The sequence below is a fragment of the Thermodesulfobacteriota bacterium genome (genome assembly GCA_040753795.1).
GTDB lineage: Bacteria > Desulfobacterota > Desulfobacteria > Desulfobacterales > Desulfosudaceae > JBFMDX01.
The window spans coordinates 1-15,856 of sequence record JBFMDX010000011.1; the positions used below are offsets into that span (position 1 = coordinate 1).

General features: G+C 58.0%; 16 protein-coding genes. 4 read left to right on the forward strand and 12 right to left on the reverse strand.

Annotated features, from left to right (window positions below):
* The first annotated feature begins 324 nt into the window (after window positions 1-324).
* Window positions 325-1,329, forward strand: coding sequence for an integron integrase (locus AB1724_13075; protein MEW6078741.1), 1,005 nt, complete (start codon window positions 325-327; stop codon window positions 1,327-1,329).
* Window positions 1,330-1,376: 47 nt separating this feature from the next.
* On the opposite strand, the gene AB1724_13080 is transcribed toward AB1724_13075, so the two are convergent.
* From AB1724_13080 to AB1724_13105, 6 genes are all read right to left on the reverse strand, one after another.
* Window positions 1,377-1,577: a hypothetical protein gene (locus tag AB1724_13080; protein ID MEW6078742.1), complete on the reverse strand. Its 201-nt coding sequence runs from the start codon at window positions 1,575-1,577 to the stop codon at window positions 1,377-1,379.
* 15 nt (window positions 1,578-1,592) lie between these two features.
* Window positions 1,593-2,639 carry a DUF4340 domain-containing protein gene (locus tag AB1724_13085; GenBank protein ID MEW6078743.1) on the reverse strand — a complete coding sequence of 349 codons (1,047 nt, stop codon included), beginning with the start codon at window positions 2,637-2,639 and terminating at the stop codon, window positions 1,593-1,595.
* A 36-nt stretch (window positions 2,640-2,675) separates the two neighbouring features.
* Complete coding sequence (locus AB1724_13090) at window positions 2,676-4,874, reverse strand: Gldg family protein (GenBank protein MEW6078744.1); 2,199 nt, start codon at window positions 4,872-4,874, stop codon at window positions 2,676-2,678.
* A gap of 11 nt (window positions 4,875-4,885) precedes the next feature.
* Window positions 4,886-5,590 carry an ABC transporter permease subunit gene (locus tag AB1724_13095; protein MEW6078745.1) on the reverse strand — a complete coding sequence of 235 codons (705 nt, stop codon included), beginning with the start codon at window positions 5,588-5,590 and terminating at the stop codon, window positions 4,886-4,888.
* 1 nt (window position 5,591) lies between these two features.
* Window positions 5,592-6,542: an ATP-binding cassette domain-containing protein gene (locus AB1724_13100; protein MEW6078746.1), complete on the reverse strand. Its 951-nt coding sequence runs from the start codon at window positions 6,540-6,542 to the stop codon at window positions 5,592-5,594.
* Between the two features lie 155 nt (window positions 6,543-6,697).
* Window positions 6,698-6,901, reverse strand: a complete 204-nt coding sequence (locus AB1724_13105) for a DUF6485 family protein (GenBank protein MEW6078747.1) — start codon at window positions 6,899-6,901, stop codon at window positions 6,698-6,700.
* A 92-nt stretch (window positions 6,902-6,993) separates the two neighbouring features.
* Here AB1724_13105 and AB1724_13110 point away from each other — a divergent pair, with 92 nt between their 5' ends.
* Window positions 6,994-8,388: an adenylate/guanylate cyclase domain-containing protein gene (locus tag AB1724_13110; GenBank protein ID MEW6078748.1), complete on the forward strand. Its 1,395-nt coding sequence runs from the start codon at window positions 6,994-6,996 to the stop codon at window positions 8,386-8,388.
* A gap of 37 nt (window positions 8,389-8,425) precedes the next feature.
* Here the strand turns inward: AB1724_13110 and AB1724_13115 are convergent, their stop codons facing one another.
* The 4 genes from AB1724_13115 to AB1724_13130 form a co-directional block, all read right to left on the reverse strand.
* Window positions 8,426-8,650 carry a type II toxin-antitoxin system HicB family antitoxin gene (locus tag AB1724_13115; protein MEW6078749.1) on the reverse strand — a complete coding sequence of 75 codons (225 nt, stop codon included), beginning with the start codon at window positions 8,648-8,650 and terminating at the stop codon, window positions 8,426-8,428.
* Entirely contained in the window at window positions 8,650-8,901 is a 252-nt protein-coding gene (locus AB1724_13120) for a type II toxin-antitoxin system HicA family toxin (GenBank protein MEW6078750.1), read from the reverse strand. Before AB1724_13120 ends, AB1724_13115 begins: the two co-directional genes overlap by 1 nt.
* Entirely contained in the window at window positions 8,898-9,734 is an 837-nt protein-coding gene (gene panB, locus AB1724_13125) for a 3-methyl-2-oxobutanoate hydroxymethyltransferase (protein MEW6078751.1), read from the reverse strand. Before panB ends, AB1724_13120 begins: the two co-directional genes overlap by 4 nt.
* 161 nt (window positions 9,735-9,895) lie before the next feature.
* The gene (locus tag AB1724_13130; GenBank protein MEW6078752.1) at window positions 9,896-11,383 is read right to left on the reverse strand and encodes a phospholipase D-like domain-containing protein; all 1,488 of its coding nucleotides are present in this window, start codon (window positions 11,381-11,383) and stop codon (window positions 9,896-9,898) included.
* A gap of 212 nt (window positions 11,384-11,595) precedes the next feature.
* On the opposite strand from AB1724_13130, the gene AB1724_13135 reads away from it, so the two are divergent.
* Together AB1724_13135 and AB1724_13140 are read left to right on the forward strand one after the other, a co-directional pair.
* Window positions 11,596-13,950: a PBP1A family penicillin-binding protein gene (locus tag AB1724_13135; protein ID MEW6078753.1), complete on the forward strand. Its 2,355-nt coding sequence runs from the start codon at window positions 11,596-11,598 to the stop codon at window positions 13,948-13,950.
* Complete coding sequence (locus AB1724_13140; GenBank protein MEW6078754.1) at window positions 13,925-14,419, forward strand: tetratricopeptide repeat protein; 495 nt, start codon at window positions 13,925-13,927, stop codon at window positions 14,417-14,419. The genes AB1724_13135 and AB1724_13140 overlap by 26 nt, the downstream gene beginning before the upstream one ends.
* A gap of 143 nt (window positions 14,420-14,562) precedes the next feature.
* Here AB1724_13140 and AB1724_13145 read toward each other — a convergent pair whose 3' ends face one another.
* The gene (locus AB1724_13145) at window positions 14,563-15,138 is read right to left on the reverse strand and encodes a flavodoxin family protein (GenBank protein MEW6078755.1); all 576 of its coding nucleotides are present in this window, start codon (window positions 15,136-15,138) and stop codon (window positions 14,563-14,565) included.
* On the reverse strand, window positions 15,135-15,758 hold the full coding sequence (locus tag AB1724_13150) for a VOC family protein (protein ID MEW6078756.1): 624 nt from the start codon (window positions 15,756-15,758) through the stop codon (window positions 15,135-15,137). The genes AB1724_13145 and AB1724_13150 overlap by 4 nt, the downstream gene beginning before the upstream one ends.
* Between the last annotated feature and the right edge of the window lie 98 nt (window positions 15,759-15,856).

A 15,856-nucleotide genomic window follows, 5' to 3' on the forward strand; every position in this document is an offset into this window, starting at 1 on the left:
AGTTCGAATATACAGCTTATCTTTACCGTACTAAAAATCAATCGTTGCGAATTTTCTTAACGCCAATCAAAATCGCAAACAACAAAATCCCTTTTTATATTCTCTCTTTTAAAAGAAGGCACTTAACAGTGTAATAAATGGAAAATTTTCCATGTTATTGACGCATATAGATGGAAAAATTTCCATTAATTATGGTATTAAACCCCCAAACATGGAAAATCTTGCGCCAGTTTTCCATGTTTGACCTTTTCAATATATTTTCCTTGATATTTTCCATTAATTAACATATTAAAGCACCAAACATGGAACGTTGAAAGGGTCATCATGGAAGATAAACCCAAATTCCGTCCCAATCCCAAACTGAAAATACTGGATCAGGTTCGCCAGGTACTGCGATACCATCACTACGCCTATCGCACTGAGCACACCTACTGTCACTGGATCAAACGCTACATCTATTACCATGGCGGTAAAACCCACCCCCGGGAATTAAACGAAAAACACATTGAAAGTTTTTTATCGCATCTGGCCGTCGATGTCAATATCGCGGCCTCGACCCAGCGTCAGGCGTTAAATGCCCTGGTGTTTCTTTACCGTGAGGTGCTGGATATCCCGCTGACGGAAAAAATTTCGCCTGCCAGGACCAAAAGAAGCAGGCGTCCGCCAACGGTCCTGACACAACAGGAGGTCCTTCGGGTTCTTGAGCAGATGACCGGCACCAATGCGCTGATGGCCAGACTGATGTATGGCTCCGGCATGCGCCTGATGGAATGCATCCGCCTGCGCATCCATGATGTTGACTTCGGTCAGCGGAAAATTTACGTCCGCGGCGGCAAGGGCGGCAAAGACCGGACCACCCTGCTGCCGGCGGGTATCCAGGAAGAACTCCGACGGCATATTGAACGGGTCAAACAAACACACCGGGAGGACCTTGAAGCGGGTTACGGACGGGTATATCTGCCGGGAGCGCTGGACAGAAAATATCCCAACGCGCCTGCCGAAACCGGTTGGCAGTATGTCTTTCCGGCAAAAGAACTGTCACTGGATCCCCGTTCCGGAGAAAAACGCCGTCACCATGTCATGGAATCCACCCTGCAAAAAGCCATCAAGATGGCGACGCGCCGGGCCGCTATCGACAAACGGGTCTCCAGTCATACCCTGCGGCACAGTTTCGCCACTCACATGCTGGAAAACGGAGTGAATATCCGGGTGCTGCAGGAGCTTCTGGGCCATGCCGATGTGAAAACCACTGAAATATACACCCATGTCATGCGCAAAGATATTGATGATCTGCAAAGTCCGCTGGATCGGTTGCCGGGAGCATCTTAAAGCGTCCTGATCATGGCCCGGAGAAACCGCCTTGGAGGACAGCGCCATTACTTTCCGGTCAGCCATAACAGCAGCGGCAGGCCCAGCAGGGACGCCAGCACGATCAGCCCGGGGAGGCTGATGTAGGCCTTGTACCAGGCGTCTCCCCGGGCATTGGCGGCCCGGGCCTTGGTCAGAAACCAGTTGCCCAGGGCGATACTGACCATCAGGCAGGCAACCATCTTTGCCAGCAGGATGAGATTGGTCATGGGCGTCTTCCTTTGCTATTTCTCGACTGCCGGGGGTGCGCCCGGGAGAGCATCCGGGGGTATTGCCGGGGGTGCGGCCGGAGCAGCCGGAGCAGCCATCAATTCGGACGGCTTTTTCATGATCAGCTCGGCCTGGAAGTCGGACAGGGTGAAGACCGACTTGTTTTCCGAGGAAAGCCCGGCATAACCGTTTTTCTCTTTATCCGCCCCGGCAAACAGGGAAAGGGTGTAGGTCTTTTTACCGGCCAGGGTAATCGTATAGGCCGGGTTCTTCAGGTCATTTTCCGACCCTTCCGGCAGATACCCGCTGCCTTTAAGAGCGGACAACTCACCGAGCAGCTTGTCGATCCGGGCCGGGTCCGGCGGCGACTGGCCGTCAGCAGTCTTCCAGACCGGCTTCTGTTCCGCGGGCGGTGTTGCTGCCGGCGCTACCTCCCCCTCCTCAGCGACCGGAGCCGGCGCCGCTACCGGCTGTTTTTCCAGTTCCAGCTTCTCGCCGGCCATGTCGATGGCGATCCGCTGGATCTCCTGCCGGTCAAAGGCCAGAACCGTCTTGTCCCGCAGGGCCTGGGCGTCCTTGTCAAACGTGTCGTGAATGCTGCCGCCGGCATGATAGACATTGGGGTCCTGCCCGATCCGGACGAAGGTGTGGTTGTAGGAAGATGCGCGCTTGCCCACCGCCAGTTCCCGGACCGCGGTTTTATCCCCGGACCGGGCGGTCACCAGCAGGGCCTTGGCTTCGGAAAGATCATAGCGGTCGTAGTCTTTTGATTCAGATACCAGGGCGGTCAGGGCCAGACCGGAAAGCGCCTCCAGCATGCCCTTGACCTGGGCCTCATCCGCCGGATACCCGCCGGCGGCAAGGCACCAGCGGCCGTCGACTTTTTCCAGGGTCACCACTTCCCGCCCGGGCCGGCGGATGTCGATGGCGGTGATGGCCGCCTGTTCCACCGGTTTGACATCCGGCAACTGGTAGTTGACGCGGTCCCTGTCTTTAAGATAGAGATACAGGCAGGCGCCGATAATTACCGCCAAAAGAATCAGGTACTCTTTTTTCAGCATGATCTCTCCTTCTTTTCCGGCCGGCTGGTCATACCGCTATTTTGAAAAAAGCATGCGAATTTGCCGTTTTCTGGACAACCGCCTGGCCCATACCAGACATCCCAGGACGATCACCAGCACCGGCAGTCCGGCAATGTTGCCCCATTTGATCAGGGAACGGACCGGGGCGGCGGTTTCATTGATGGGGTTATAGGCCTGCCGTTTGCTTCTCAACTGGGCGATCTTATCACGGTGGTTAAGCGTGTCCAGCAGGTTCATGATAAATACGGCGTTGGGCGTCCGGCCTTCCACATCCAGCATGTGATCATACAGCATCTGGGATGAACCCATGACAAATATTCTGGCGCGCTTTCCCTTGGCGATGACCTGGCCGCTGGCCGCCACCGGCCGGGCCTTTTCGCCGCCGGCCTTGTTTGTTTCCGCGTCCAGGTTTTCCTCCGTGATGGCCGGGTCTTCCTTTACCGGTACCGGCTTGCCGGCAAAATAGCTGGGGAACTCCCCTTCCAGCAGGCAGGCCAGGGGGAAGCTTTTCCGCTCCGCGTCCGGTGAGGGCGGCGGCATGAACATGGCGTTCAGGGAAACCGGGCCCTGGTGCTCCCAGGACCGCTTGCTGGAGGAGAAAAGCGTGGTGGCGGTGATACCGTTGGCTTTCAGCGTCTCGGTCTGCAGTTCCAGCGGCGAAACACTGACCGCCACCAGTCCCTTGATGTTCTTCATGAAGGCGGGCTGATTGTTGATGGTTTCATTTTTAATCAGCGGGGCGATATATAAAGATTCCTCCCCATCTCCTGTCCGGGGATCCGCCGGACGCTTGAAGCATTCTTCGTCCAGGATTGTCGTCGGCCTGATTTTAACACCGTAATGGGCCAGAAGGTTTTCCAGGCCGGTGGAGACGGGAACGGACCGGGGCTGGGCATAGGCCGCCGGCTGACCTTCGGGATAGACCTCCTGGAACTGGTTGAGAAAAATCGCCAGGTTCCTGCCGCGCATCAGGTACTGGTCGATCTGGAACAGTTCATAATCGGTAAACGGCTCGGTGGGGCTGGCGATGATAAGACATTCGACGGACTCCCGTCCCAGGTCGTCACCGGCGGGATCGATGTTGAGCCAGGAATAGCTGCGGCCCGTGAGCTGGCGCAGGTTGATGAGGCTGTCATCGGCGACCGGCTGCTGGCCGAACATGTTGGGCGTGTTGGCGTTGGGCGCGCCGTGGCCGGCCAGGTAACCGAGATCGTCATTGATGCCGACCAGGGATTCCAGGGACTGATCGATCTGCGCCGACATGTCTTTTTCGTCGGGAAGAGAATAACGCGTGCCGAAAAAAGGCAGGTTCATCACGTTCAGCAGGGGCAGTGTGGCGGTGCGGCCCTGGTAGCGCATAACCAGGCCGATGACGCCCTGGCCGGCGGCGATGGGGGCCATGTCCGGCTCGGCGATTTCCGGCCACTCCAGCCGGATCAGATCCAGGTTTTTGATTTCCTCCTCGCGGCCGGTCGCCTTGACCGGATCGACCACTTCATAATCCAGTTTACCGGCCAGCCGGTCGTTCATGCCGGCCACGACCTTGCCGACGCTGTCCGGCAGCCCGGCCAGGTCCTTGAGCCCCATGTAGGGCGCGACCGGATACAGGGAAGACGACAGCACCAGGGAAATATTGATCTTGCCCGGCAGTCCGGCGAAGGCGCTGACCTTGTCGGCCAGCTTGCGGATAGCGGTGGTGATCTGGTACTCCAGGCCGTCGGTGCTTCTTATGGGGGTGACCTTCTCCACCATATCCCCGTAAATGATCACCAGCCCCATGTAGGCTTTTTTCACTTTGACTTCATCGGCTTCTATGTTCTGGACCTGAACGGGAAAAACACCGTAATCCTCGGCCAGTTTCTGGTCGGCCGACACCAGGGAATCTTCCTGGCCGTCCCGGGAGGTGACATTGTAAAACTGGTAATTGAAGTTTTTGCCGGCGCCGGCGGCATACTCCTCCATCAGGTCATGGAGGTACTGCTCGGTGATGTTGTGGGGCGCCGGCAGGTCCCGGGTAAAAAAAATCTTGATGGTCAGCGGCTCGGATATCCGCGCCAGGGTCTCCCTGGAAGCCGTCGACAGGGAGTACTTGTTGTCGGCCGTCAGGTCCAGGCGAAAGAAGAGAGTGACGCCGACAATATTGACCAGCACCACCGCCAGGCAGTAAAGCGCGAATTTGACGTACGGTTGTATTTTCGACTGGGTTGTCTTCATGGACACGCTCCTTACTGTTTTTCACACAGGGCCAGATAGGCCGCGTACAGGCTGATAAAAACGATACTGGAGAAATAGAGCAGATCCCGGCTGTCCAGAACGCCTTTGGCGATGCTGTCAAAATGGGATCGAACGGACAGGAACTGGACCACGTCCAGTGCCGGGCCGGGCAGAAAGAACAGCGCGAAATCCAGCATGGTCAACCCGAAGCAGACGGCTGCCGCCAGGATGAAAGCGATGATCTGGTTCCGGGTCAGGGAGGAGACGAACAGGCCGATGGAAGAAAAGGCCGTGCCCAGCAGCACGGCGCCGATATAGCCGCCGATCACCGGCGCCCACTCCAGATCACCGGTTAAGGAAACGGACAGGGCGTAAACAATGGTCGGCATCAGCATCACCGTAATGAAAGCGGCGGCGGCGGCGAGCTTGGCGATCAGGATCTGCGTCAGGGTCACCGGCAGGGTCAGCAGCATCTCGTAAGAGCCGGTGTTGTATTCCTCGGAAAAAAGTTTCATGGTGACGGCGGGCGCGATAAAGGAAAACATGTACGGCAGCATTTCAAAAAAATAGGTCAGGGACGCCTGCCCGCGGAGAAAATAGGTGGAAAAAAAAAACCAGCCCGTGATCATCAGAAAAATAGCGATGACGATATAGGCGATGGGCGAGACAAAATACGTCTTGAACTCTTTGACGAACATGTTCCGGATCTGGGTCATGTCAACTCTCCCGGGTCAGTTTTCTGAAGATGTTTTCAAGACTGGGCGTTTCGCTGTAAAACTCCAGCAGATCCCAGTCCTGACGGCGGATGCGGGCATAAATTTCCCGTCGCGGATCGGAGCCGGCCCGGCACCGGAGCTGCAGCCGGAGTTCACCGGCGGCCTGACCGGTCTCGGCGGGCGGCGCCTCCCGGATATCGCTCACTTCGCGGACCTCTGCCAGTGCCGGCCGAACCGCTTCCATGACGGCGCCGGTCAGCGTCAGGTGGATATAATAGTCCTGGGACGCTTTCTGCTTCAGGGCGGCGGTAGGCTCGTCGGCCACGATCTTTCCCTTGTCGATGATAACGATGCGATCGCAGGTGGCCTCGGCCTCGCTCAGGATATGGGTGGAAAAAATGATGGTTTTCGCCTGGCCGATCCGCCGGATGATGTCCCGGATTTCCACGATCTGGTTGGGATCCAGGCCGGAGGTCGGCTCATCGAGTACCAGCACTTCCGGGTCGTTGATCAGGGCGTGAGCCAGGCCCACCCGCTGTTTGTAACCCTTGGACAGTTCCGCCACCGGCTGATGCATGACCTCGCCCAGGGCGCACATGTCGGCCATGGCGCGGATCCGGTCAAGCCGTTTGCTGCGATCAACGCCCCGCAGCCCGGCGACATAGTCCAGGTAGTCGTACACCAGCATGTCCGGGTACAGGGGGGCCGATTCCGGCAGGTAGCCCATCAGCCGCTTGATCGCCAGCATGTCGGTGTCCACGGAAAGGTCCCTGACGCGGATCGAACCCGAAGTAGGCCTCAGAAAACCGGTCAGCATCCGCAAGGTGGTGGTCTTGCCGGCGCCGTTGGGCCCCAGCAGGCCGAGGATCTCTCCCTGTTGAATGTTCAGATTAATGTGGTTGACCGCGCAGACATCATCATAATAGCGCGTCAGGTTTTCGACCTGTATCATCTTCCGCTCCTTTTCCGAACCCGCGACAAAACGGCCGGATGTTTCGCGATGGGTTGATCCGATTCTGCCTGCCGGGGGCAGGCGCCCCCCCGGACGTGGAAAATAGTTAATCATTGTCCGCCGGGATGTCAAGGGGGAGAAAATGATAAAACGGGTTACGCCTTTCCCGCGCCCACCAGCCGGGCAAAATGTTCAAACGAACGGTCATAGGTTCTTTCCGCCTCATCCGGGAAGCAGCACCCCGGCAGTTGCCGCATCTTCAGATGATATTGAAGGCACTCACAGCAGGCGCCCTTGCGCGGGCAGGGGTCGTATGAGCAGTTGCAATGTTTCAAGTTCTTTGATTGATGGCATTCCATGATTTCCTCCTCGATCCGTTGTCTCTGAAATATTTTCAAAATGATCATCAGGGGCCTCATTTTGCGGCGACCATATCACAGCCGGAAAAATATTGACAGACAAGGCCGGTATCTGTATAAACAATTTCAATAAAAACAAAATCTTATGCTTCGAGGTCAACGTGTTCATCGACCGTTTCATCGCCGCCCGGCTGAAGGCGCCTCAGGATTCCTTTGAGGAAGCGTTTCTCTCGGAACTGCTGATCAGCGAAAAACTCCGGCTGACGATTCTGTCCGGGCTGTTTTCCCTGACCGCCGTCGGCGTTTATTTTTCCCCCGATTTCTTTAAAATCCAGTTCCCGCTCCAGGGCGCCCTTCACGGTCTTCCCCTTCACAAGTGGGTGGCCGGCTTCTGGGCCCTGGTGGCGCTGTATGAATTTTTCGTCAGTCGCCTGTTCGCCCTGCTGAAAAAAAACAACCGCCAGCCGCCCACCGGCGCGCTTTACATGAACGCCATTGTCGAAGCCGCCATCCCCACCGGTTGCCTGCATATCGCCTCCCGGCACCTGGGCGCCGACGCCCTGCTCACGCCCCTGCCGTTTGTCTATTTCATCTTTATCGCCCTTTCGGCCCTGCGGCTGAACTTTATGATTTCCCTGGTCATGGGACTGGTGGCCAGCGTCGGCTATGGCTGGGTCGCCCTGGACATTCTGGCGGGGCAGCCGGTCACCGGCTGTTTTTCCGCCATGAGCGCCCTTTATATTTACACGGCCAAAAGCGGGGTCCTGCTGATCGTCGGGATGACCGCCGGATTCGTGGGATCGCAGATTCGCCGTCGGGTAGTCGGGGTGATGGAGGCCGCCCAGGAGCAGAACCGGATCGAAAAAATTTTCGGCCAGCACGTTTCTCCCGAACTGGTCGAACGGCTTCTGTCCGGGGAGATGGAGATGGAAAGCGAAACGCGTCAGGTCTGCGTCCTGTTCCTTGATATCCGCGGATTTACCAATTTTTCCCACGCCAATACCCCGGAAGCGGTGGTGGCGTACCTGAACACCCTGTTTGACGAAATGATCACCATCATCAACCGGCATCACGGCATCATCAACAAATTCCTGGGTGACGGGTTCATGGCGATTTTCGGGGCCCCGGTTTCAACCGGCGACATTCACCGGAACGCGGTCCGGGCGGCCCTGGAGATCACGGCCTGGGTCGACCGGGAAACCGCCGCCGACCGGATCCCGCCGACCCGCACCGGCATCGGGATCCATGCCGGCGAAGTCGTCACCGGCCACGTGGGCTCGGAACTGCGGAAGGAGTACACCGTCATCGGCGACGCGGTCAACCTGGCGTCGCGGATCGAAAGCCTCAACAAGACCTACGGCACCCGTATCCTGGTGTCGGAAACCGTGTGGGCAGCGGTCCGGGATGAGGTCAGGTCGACCGGTGAATTCGGCCCCGTTCAGGTCAAGGGACGGAGCGAGCCGATTAAGGTGTATGCGCTGGCCTGACACCTCACCGGACATCACGATTTTCAATTCTTGCTAATCAGGCAGAGGCAATCTGATAGATTACCGGGCGATATGAGGGCTGCGGAATGGGCTTACCGTTTGCCTTTGCCGCCTCCAGCCATGCCCTTTTGGCAAGTTGAACTTCTCGCAATGCGGCGTCAGGTGTCTCTCCGAATGCGGAGCAAGCCTCAAGATCAGGAATATCAGCGATATATCCACCGTCATCATCTGAATAAAAAATATTGATGTGATAATCCCGCATTATGTCTCCTCCAGCGTGAGGTTGTGTTTTTCAACCAGTTTCAGAAACTGTCGAACCTGATAGGGTTTTGCCTGACCTTTGACTTCCTGAAGATTAACCAGTTCGGGGATGTCGGGTCTGGTTAAAATATGATGGCTGCCTTCAATCCTGGATATTTCAAAACCAAATCCCGCAGCAAGATTTATCATATCAGAAAATCTGATATTTTTCGACCCACCGATAATTTTTTCCAGTAGTTTTCTTCTGTTCATTTGGGGCCTTGTCCCGTATTCACCCACGCCCGCACCTTTTCAGCCACGTCCTCGGGGAGCTCGGCCGAGTTCTCGGCCGTGGGGAAGCGGCCGGCGACGACATCGTCCACATAGGCCGCGAAAATTTCCTCGTAGCGTTGGCCCAGGGCGTCATAGGCCTTGGCGTGTTTGAAGATGCGGGCGGACAGCCCGAGGATGTCGCAGTAGACCTGGACCTGGCCGTCGCAAAAACGGCCGGCGCCGATACCGATGGTGGCCATGGCCGTCAGGGCGGTAATCTCTCTGGCCAGCAGCTCCGGGATCAGCTCGAACACCACCATGGCCGCGCCGGCCCGCTCCAGGCCACGGGCCGCCTCGATCAACTCCCGGGCCCGCTCGAAATCACGGCCCTGGACGGCGGCCTTGCCCCGGGTCTGGGGCGTATAGCCGATATGGGCGCACACCTCGATACCGGCGTCGACCACATGCTTGATCCGGTCCGCCATTTCCAGCTCGCCTTCGATCTTGACGCTGTGGGCCCCCGCCGCGAGAAATTGCCGGGCATTGTCCAGGGCGAGATCCGCGGTGTCGAACGACCGGAAGGGCATGTCGGCCATGACGTGGCCGTTTTTAACGCCCCGGGCCACGGCCCGGACATGATGCAGCATGTCCGCCATGGTCACTTCCAGTTCACTGGCATAGCCCAGCATGTTCCGGCCGACGCTGTCGCCGACCAGGATGATGTCCACCCCGGCCCGGTCCTGAAAAACGGCGGTGGGATAATCGTAGGCCGTCAGCATGGTGATTTTGCGGCCCTGCTGTTTCATGGCGCGAAAGTCCGAAAGTTTTTTCATGGCGAACCCCCTGGCGGTTTGGAATGACGGATAAGGCAGCATCCGCCCTTGGCGGAAACAATACAGATGCCCTCAAGTTTACCCGTTCCCGGCGTTTTCCGTCAACTGGAAAGACGACGTTGGAAACGCCGGGTGGAACCGGGACGAATCATGGAATCGGTTTAAAAACTGGACAGGCCGGACGCTTCCTGCAGGCGATAAACAAAATATCGTGTTTTGGAATCATCCGCATAGGCCGTGTAATCAAGGGTAAAGGTATTGCCATCCCGGTTGTTCCAGAGCCGGTCAAAATAGTCGACGGCTTCACGGGCGAGGCCGGATCCGTCATCGGCAATAATAGAGAGGTCGGCCTCAAGGTTGTAGTTGGCGATATTCCTTCGGGTTAAATTGGCCGAGCCAAGGATCAAATGGGTTTTCCCGCCTTTTCCGACCAGGGTCAGCTTGGAGTGGAATTGCTCGCCGCCGGTGGCATACCAGCGGACACGGATTTTGCCTTGAGATCCTGTCACCAGTTCGCTTGCGACCGGCCGGTTCGGTATGCCGTTTTTGGTATAGCCGAAGGCGTCCTTGTTCGGATCCAGAATGATTTTCACGGATACACCCCTGGCCGCGGCCGCCAGCAGGGACCCGATGACATCCCTGTCCGACAGATAAAACATGGCCAGGCGGATGGCGTCACCGGAAACGGTCGAGCCGATGACATCCAGCAGTTCATCCTTGACGGCCCGTTCGGTAACCAGCCGGACGCTGACCGCGCCGGGGCCCGCCCGGCCGCCACCGTCCGGCGCCTCGATGACATGCAGCCTGTCGCCGGAGAGCGCCGCCACCCCGGCCTCGCTGACGTAGACCGATTGCCACAGGTCGCCGCCGCCGACCTCCACCGCCACGTTGGAATGCGCCGAACTGGCGTCATGGGGATTGGCCGACAGGAGAAGGCAGGTATACTCAGGCCCCCTGTCCGCCAGGAACACCTTGCGGTGGTTGGCTTTGAAATTCAGGAGCGCCAGATAGCTCCGCAAGCCGACCTTTGCTTCCGTTTCCGCGAAGGGGTGTTTCAGGAAGCCCGGCCGGGAAGAGTTGCCCAGCCATCCGGGGCCGAGTCGCCAGAGGGTGGAATACAGCGGGTTGGAGTCCCTGAGAGGATTCAGGTCGGTGACGATGACATGAACGCCGGCCCGGCGCAGCCGCTCCAGTTCCACTGAACGGCTGCCACCGTACACGGTGTTGATCGGATCGGTGATAAAATCGATATTCAGTTCCGGGAATTTTGCCTTCTGCGCCACCAGCGCGTCGGTCAGTTCCGACGACAACCGCCGGTACGAACCGGCTGCCCGGCCGAGCCAGGGGTTGAACAGGAACATGTCGATCAGGATGTATTTCCGGGCGGTATCGATCCGTTTCAGGATGGTGTCGAATATCTCCTGCTCCCGGACCGGAAGATTTTCCGGGTTGCGGTAAGTCAGGTCGTAAAGAAATTCGATCCGGTCGGCATCGACAGGACAGGCCGGACCGCTTGCGTTCAGATTGGCGGGCATGTGCTTGTAATGGTGATAAAGGCCGGTCAGCACCAGGATGAAAAACAGGATCAGGGCAATCGTCCGCCCGGGTCGGGTGCGCACAAAAACATGGGCCTTGACGAAAGAAAGCATGTCGCCTCTACTTTTTAAATAACCTGCTGTTTTCTAGATCATATTATCGTCGATCCAGCCAAAAGCCCCGGCCCGCCGTCGGCTTTTTCCGTTCATTAATATATATCACGAAGCCGGTCAGAGTTGAAAGGAGCACCTTCCTTCTCCCCGGTTTTCATGGTATACACCGAAAAAGAATGTGTTGTTTTACTTAACCGCCGGAATAATCGCTCATGACCGCCAAACCGAAAAAGAAAAAAGCAAAGAAGAAAAAAACCGTTTCCGCCGGTCGGTCCCTGATGAGAAAGGGCCTGATCGGCCTCTTCCTTCTCGGGCTGGTCTGCCTGGCCCTGTCTCTGACCTACGGCTGGTATCTTTCCGGCAGGATAGAAACGCGTTTTGCCGGCCGGAAATGGAATATCCCTTCCACCGTCTATTCCGACGCCGCCCTGCTGTTTCCCGGTAAACGAATCAACCGGTTTGCCCTGGAGAAAAAGCTGCAGCGGCTGAACTACCGGGCCACGGAGGCGCAACCGGCCAAAAAGGGGGAATACCGCCTGACAGACCGGGGCCTTGAAATTTTTTTCCATGATTTACCCCTGCCGGACAAAAAGCGGGAGGGATTTCCCGCCGACATCACCATCCAGCACGGCGCGATCCGGGAGATCCGTCACATCGGCGCCAAACATCTTATTCCCGTGGCGGAACTGGAACCGGAAGTCATCATGCGCTTTCTGGGACAAGACCGGGAGGTCCGCCGGGTGATTTCTTTTGAAGACATTCCCGACACCCTGGTCAAAGCGGTGATGGCGGCCGAAGACAGCCGTTTTTTTCGTCACTTCGGCATCGACCCCATAGGCATGCTGCGGGCCCTCTTCGCCAATGTCCGTTCCGGCGCCGTCCGCCAGGGCGGTTCCACCCTGACCCAGCAGCTGGCCAAAAACTATTTCCTGACGCCCGAGCGGACCTTGAGCCGGAAGTTTAAAGAATTTTTCATCGCCCTGGTCCTGGAAGCCAAATACAGCAAGGAAAAAATCCTGGAGATCTACCTGAACGAAATCTATTTCGGCCAGCAGGGATCGGTCTCCATCAACGGCGCCGGCGAGGCGGCGGACTTTTATTTCGGCAAGGACGTAAAAGACCTGGGCCTGCCGGAATCGGCCATGCTGGCCGGCATCATCAAAGGGCCCAACCTCTATTCGCCCTATACCCATCCGGACAATTGCCGGGAGCGGCGCGACCAGGTGCTGGCCGCCATGCTGGAGAAAGCGTTCATCTCCCGGGAAGAACATGACCGGGCCGTCAAGGAGCCGGTCAATACCGTGGCCTTCCGCAAATACATGCGGCGGGCCCCCTACTTTCTGGATTACGTCTCCCGCCAGATTCAGGACCTGTACCCTGAAGCCACCCTGTCTTCCCACGGCTTCTCCATCTTCACCACCCTGGATGTCGATGTCCAGGAAGCCGCCGAAAAAGCGCTTGGCAACGGACTGACCCGGCTGGAAAAACAAAACCCCTCCCTGACGCGGACGGACCCGCAAAAAAAGCTCCAGGGCGCCGTGCTGGTGATGCAGCCCCGCACGGGCAATATCCTGGCCATGGCCGGCGGCCGCGACTACGGGGAAAGCCAGTTCAACCGGGTTACCAGCGCCCGCCGCCAGCCGGGCAGCTGCTTCAAGCCCGTCATCACGGCCTGTTTTCTGGACATGTTCAAGCCTTCCGACCGGTTGTCCAACGAAAAGCGCACCTACACGGTCAACGGCAAGCCCTGGACCCCGGAAAATTACGAAAACGTTCCGGAGAAGTCCCTGACCGTGCGGGACATGCTGCGGTTGTCCTGCAACCGGGCGGCCGTGGATCTGGTGGTCCGCGGCGGAGTGGAATCGGTGGCCAACCGCCTCCGCCCGTTCAATTTTTCCACGGATTTCCCCCCCTACCCCTCCATCGTCCTGGGCGCCATTGACGTCATCCCCCTGGAGCTGGCCCGGGCCTACTGCGCCTTTGCCGCCGACGGGGTCCAGCCCTTTCCCCTGTCGGTCAGGGATATCAGCGATGAAAGCGGCCATGTCCTGGTGCGCCGTCACATGACCATCTCGCCGGTCCTGTCCCCGGCCAGGGCCTGGCTGATCACCTCCATGCTCGAATCGGTGGTCGGCGGCGGCACGGCCCGTTCCCTGAAAAAATCGGGACTTGATTTCCCCCTGGCCGGGAAAACCGGGACCACCAGCAATTACCGGGACGCCTGGTTTATCGGGTACACCCCGGATTTTCTGGCCCTGGTCTGGGTGGGCTTTGATAACGGCGAGCCGGTCTCGGCCACGGGAGCGGAAGCGGCCATCCCCATCTTTGCCGAACTGGTCAAGTCCATGCCCGGCTATGTCTCCGGCAAGGAATTTGCCATGCCGCCGGGAATCGTCAAACAAACCGTCTGCCGTCAGAGCGGCAAACTTCCGGTTCTGTTGAGCTGTCCGGAAACTGATGATGAATATTTTCTGGAGACAAACCAGCCGAAGGAAAAATGCGATCTCCACGGCGCCACCGACGCCTTTAAAAAGGTTTTCAATGGCCTTAAAAAATTATTCCAGTAAAACGAGACGATGTTTCCGTGGCGGGGTCTGTCTGGCGGTGATGCTGGCCATGGCCTCCTGCGCCGGTGTCCAGCCTTCTGCTGAAAAAACGGAGACGGTCAGAACAAAGCCGGCCTCCGCTCCAGTGCCCGCAGCCCGCCCGATGCCGGCGCCTCCCGCTGTTGAACAACCCTCCGCCCCGGGCACAACACCGGATGCCAGGGCCCGGGCCGCCGAAAGTCTGACGCTGGAAGGATCTCGGCTGGTAAAAGAGAAAAACTTCGACGGGGCCATCCGCGTTCTGGAACAGGCCGTGGGCGTCAATCCCCAGGATGGGCCGGCCTGTTATTATCTGGCCGAAGCCTGGATCGGTAAGCAGGACCCGGCCCGGGCAACGCAATTCAACGACCTGGCGGCCCTGTATCTGCGCGGGGATAAGGCATGGTCCCAGCGGGTGCGGTCGCAGCGGGCGCGGATCGACGGAATGTAGGACTCCGCTTCGAGGTCATCCCCCGACTTGATCAGGGGATCCAGAATAAAATTGACCCTATTCATTCTTCTGGATCGTCCGGTCGAGCCGGACGATGACCACTAAAGTTCAATACGCCACCCGGTTTGCGTTCCGCGCCGTCATCATGCGCGGAGCTTTTTCAGCAGCCAGGCCATGTTCTCGCCCAGCACCTTCATGGTGTTCAAGCCTTCCTCGTCGTCCCGGACTTCCTCCTTTTCCATGCCCACCCCCAGGTTCCAGTACACGGAACCGGGGACGATGAGCTGATTAATAAAGAAGAATTTATTGATGGCGTCAAAGGTATTGGTGGCGCCGGCCCGGCGCACGGCCACCACCGCTGCCCCGACCTTGCGTTTCAGGGCGTAGCCGTTGGCGATGGCCAGCATGCCGGCCCGGTCGATGAGGGCCTTGGTCTCGGAACTGACATTGGCAAAATACGTCGGCGAACCGATGATGATCCCGTCGGCCGCCAGCATCTTCGCAAAACAGTCGTTCAGGATATCGTCTTTTCTGGCGCAGGTGTTATCGGCCGCGTCATAACATTTTAAACAGGCCAGACAGCCTTTGATGTTCCGGCCGCCGAGCTGAATCAGTTCGGTTTCAATGCCCTCTTTTTGCAGTTCTTCAAAAACACGGTTGATCAGCATGGCGGTATTGCCATTTTTCCTCGGGCTGCCGTTAAACGCGATCACTTTCATTTCTTTCCTCCTGAAAACGATTGTTCATTTTTCTGTCGGTCGCCGGGCTCTTCGGCGAGCACCGTGCCTTCGCCAGGGAAAACGGTACGGTCCGCCGTGGCCGTCGGCCGGATAACCGGCGGCCACTGGCCGGGTTGCGGTTCCGGGCCCTCCCGGGCCGCCCGGCAGGGGGCTTTGTCCTTCATCTTCGGATGCCGGCGGACATCCACGCCGGGAACGGGGGCGCTGAATTCGATGGGGATGTGGTTGGGGTCAAAGGTATAGATGGAATGGATAAAGCCGTGGTCAATGACTTCAGACACCCAGAAACCGGCCGCCTCGATCCGGTCCTTCAGGGCCCAGAGCTCGTCTTCGCTATCGACCCCGAAAGAGACATGATCGAAGGCCCGGGGTTCCCGGGACGGTACGCCGTGGTCCTTGGGGGGCAGCGGCTCCGCGTCCGGCCATTCAAAAAAGGCCACCATGTCGGTTTCCGACAGGGCGAAAAAATAGTGCCGGTAGCGCCCGTCGCCCAGGCCCGCCACCAGACGAAGCCCCAGCAGGTCCCGCCAGTAGCGGATGGTCATGTCCATGTCACGGGTAACCAGGGCCAGATGATGGATACCGTTAAATGATGTCATGTTGCGGCACCGTCCGTAATATTGATATCTTCGGTTATCCTATATGATTGTCCCGGTAGGCGCAACCATTGCCCCCGCTTTTTCAAGCCCAAAAATAC

Excerpts from the sequence above, each read along its gene's own strand:
- AB1724_13080 (MEW6078742.1), bottom strand. The coding sequence starts at position 1,577 with ATGACCAATCTCATCCTGCTGGCAAAGATGGTTGCCTGCCTGATGGTC.
- AB1724_13100 (MEW6078746.1), bottom strand. The coding sequence starts at position 6,542 with ATGATACAGGTCGAAAACCTGACGCGCTATTATGATGATGTCTGCGCG.
- AB1724_13105 (MEW6078747.1), bottom strand. The coding sequence starts at position 6,901 with ATGGAATGCCATCAATCAAAGAACTTGAAACATTGCAACTGCTCATAC.
- AB1724_13090 (MEW6078744.1), bottom strand. The coding sequence starts at position 4,874 with ATGAAGACAACCCAGTCGAAAATACAACCGTACGTCAAATTCGCGCTT.
- AB1724_13130 (MEW6078752.1), bottom strand. The coding sequence starts at position 11,383 with ATGCTTTCTTTCGTCAAGGCCCATGTTTTTGTGCGCACCCGACCCGGG.
- AB1724_13095 (MEW6078745.1), bottom strand. The coding sequence starts at position 5,590 with ATGACCCAGATCCGGAACATGTTCGTCAAAGAGTTCAAGACGTATTTT.
- AB1724_13085 (MEW6078743.1), bottom strand. The coding sequence starts at position 2,639 with ATGCTGAAAAAAGAGTACCTGATTCTTTTGGCGGTAATTATCGGCGCC.
- AB1724_13150 (MEW6078756.1), bottom strand. The coding sequence starts at position 15,758 with ATGACATCATTTAACGGTATCCATCATCTGGCCCTGGTTACCCGTGAC.
- AB1724_13120 (MEW6078750.1), bottom strand. The coding sequence starts at position 8,901 with ATGAACAGAAGAAAACTACTGGAAAAAATTATCGGTGGGTCGAAAAAT.
- AB1724_13140 (MEW6078754.1), top strand. The coding sequence starts at position 13,925 with ATGGCCTTAAAAAATTATTCCAGTAAAACGAGACGATGTTTCCGTGGC.
- AB1724_13115 (MEW6078749.1), bottom strand. The coding sequence starts at position 8,650 with ATGCGGGATTATCACATCAATATTTTTTATTCAGATGATGACGGTGGA.
- panB (MEW6078751.1), bottom strand. The coding sequence starts at position 9,734 with ATGAAAAAACTTTCGGACTTTCGCGCCATGAAACAGCAGGGCCGCAAA.
- AB1724_13135 (MEW6078753.1), top strand. The coding sequence starts at position 11,596 with ATGACCGCCAAACCGAAAAAGAAAAAAGCAAAGAAGAAAAAAACCGTT.
- AB1724_13145 (MEW6078755.1), bottom strand. The coding sequence starts at position 15,138 with ATGAAAGTGATCGCGTTTAACGGCAGCCCGAGGAAAAATGGCAATACC.
- AB1724_13075 (MEW6078741.1), top strand. The coding sequence starts at position 325 with ATGGAAGATAAACCCAAATTCCGTCCCAATCCCAAACTGAAAATACTG.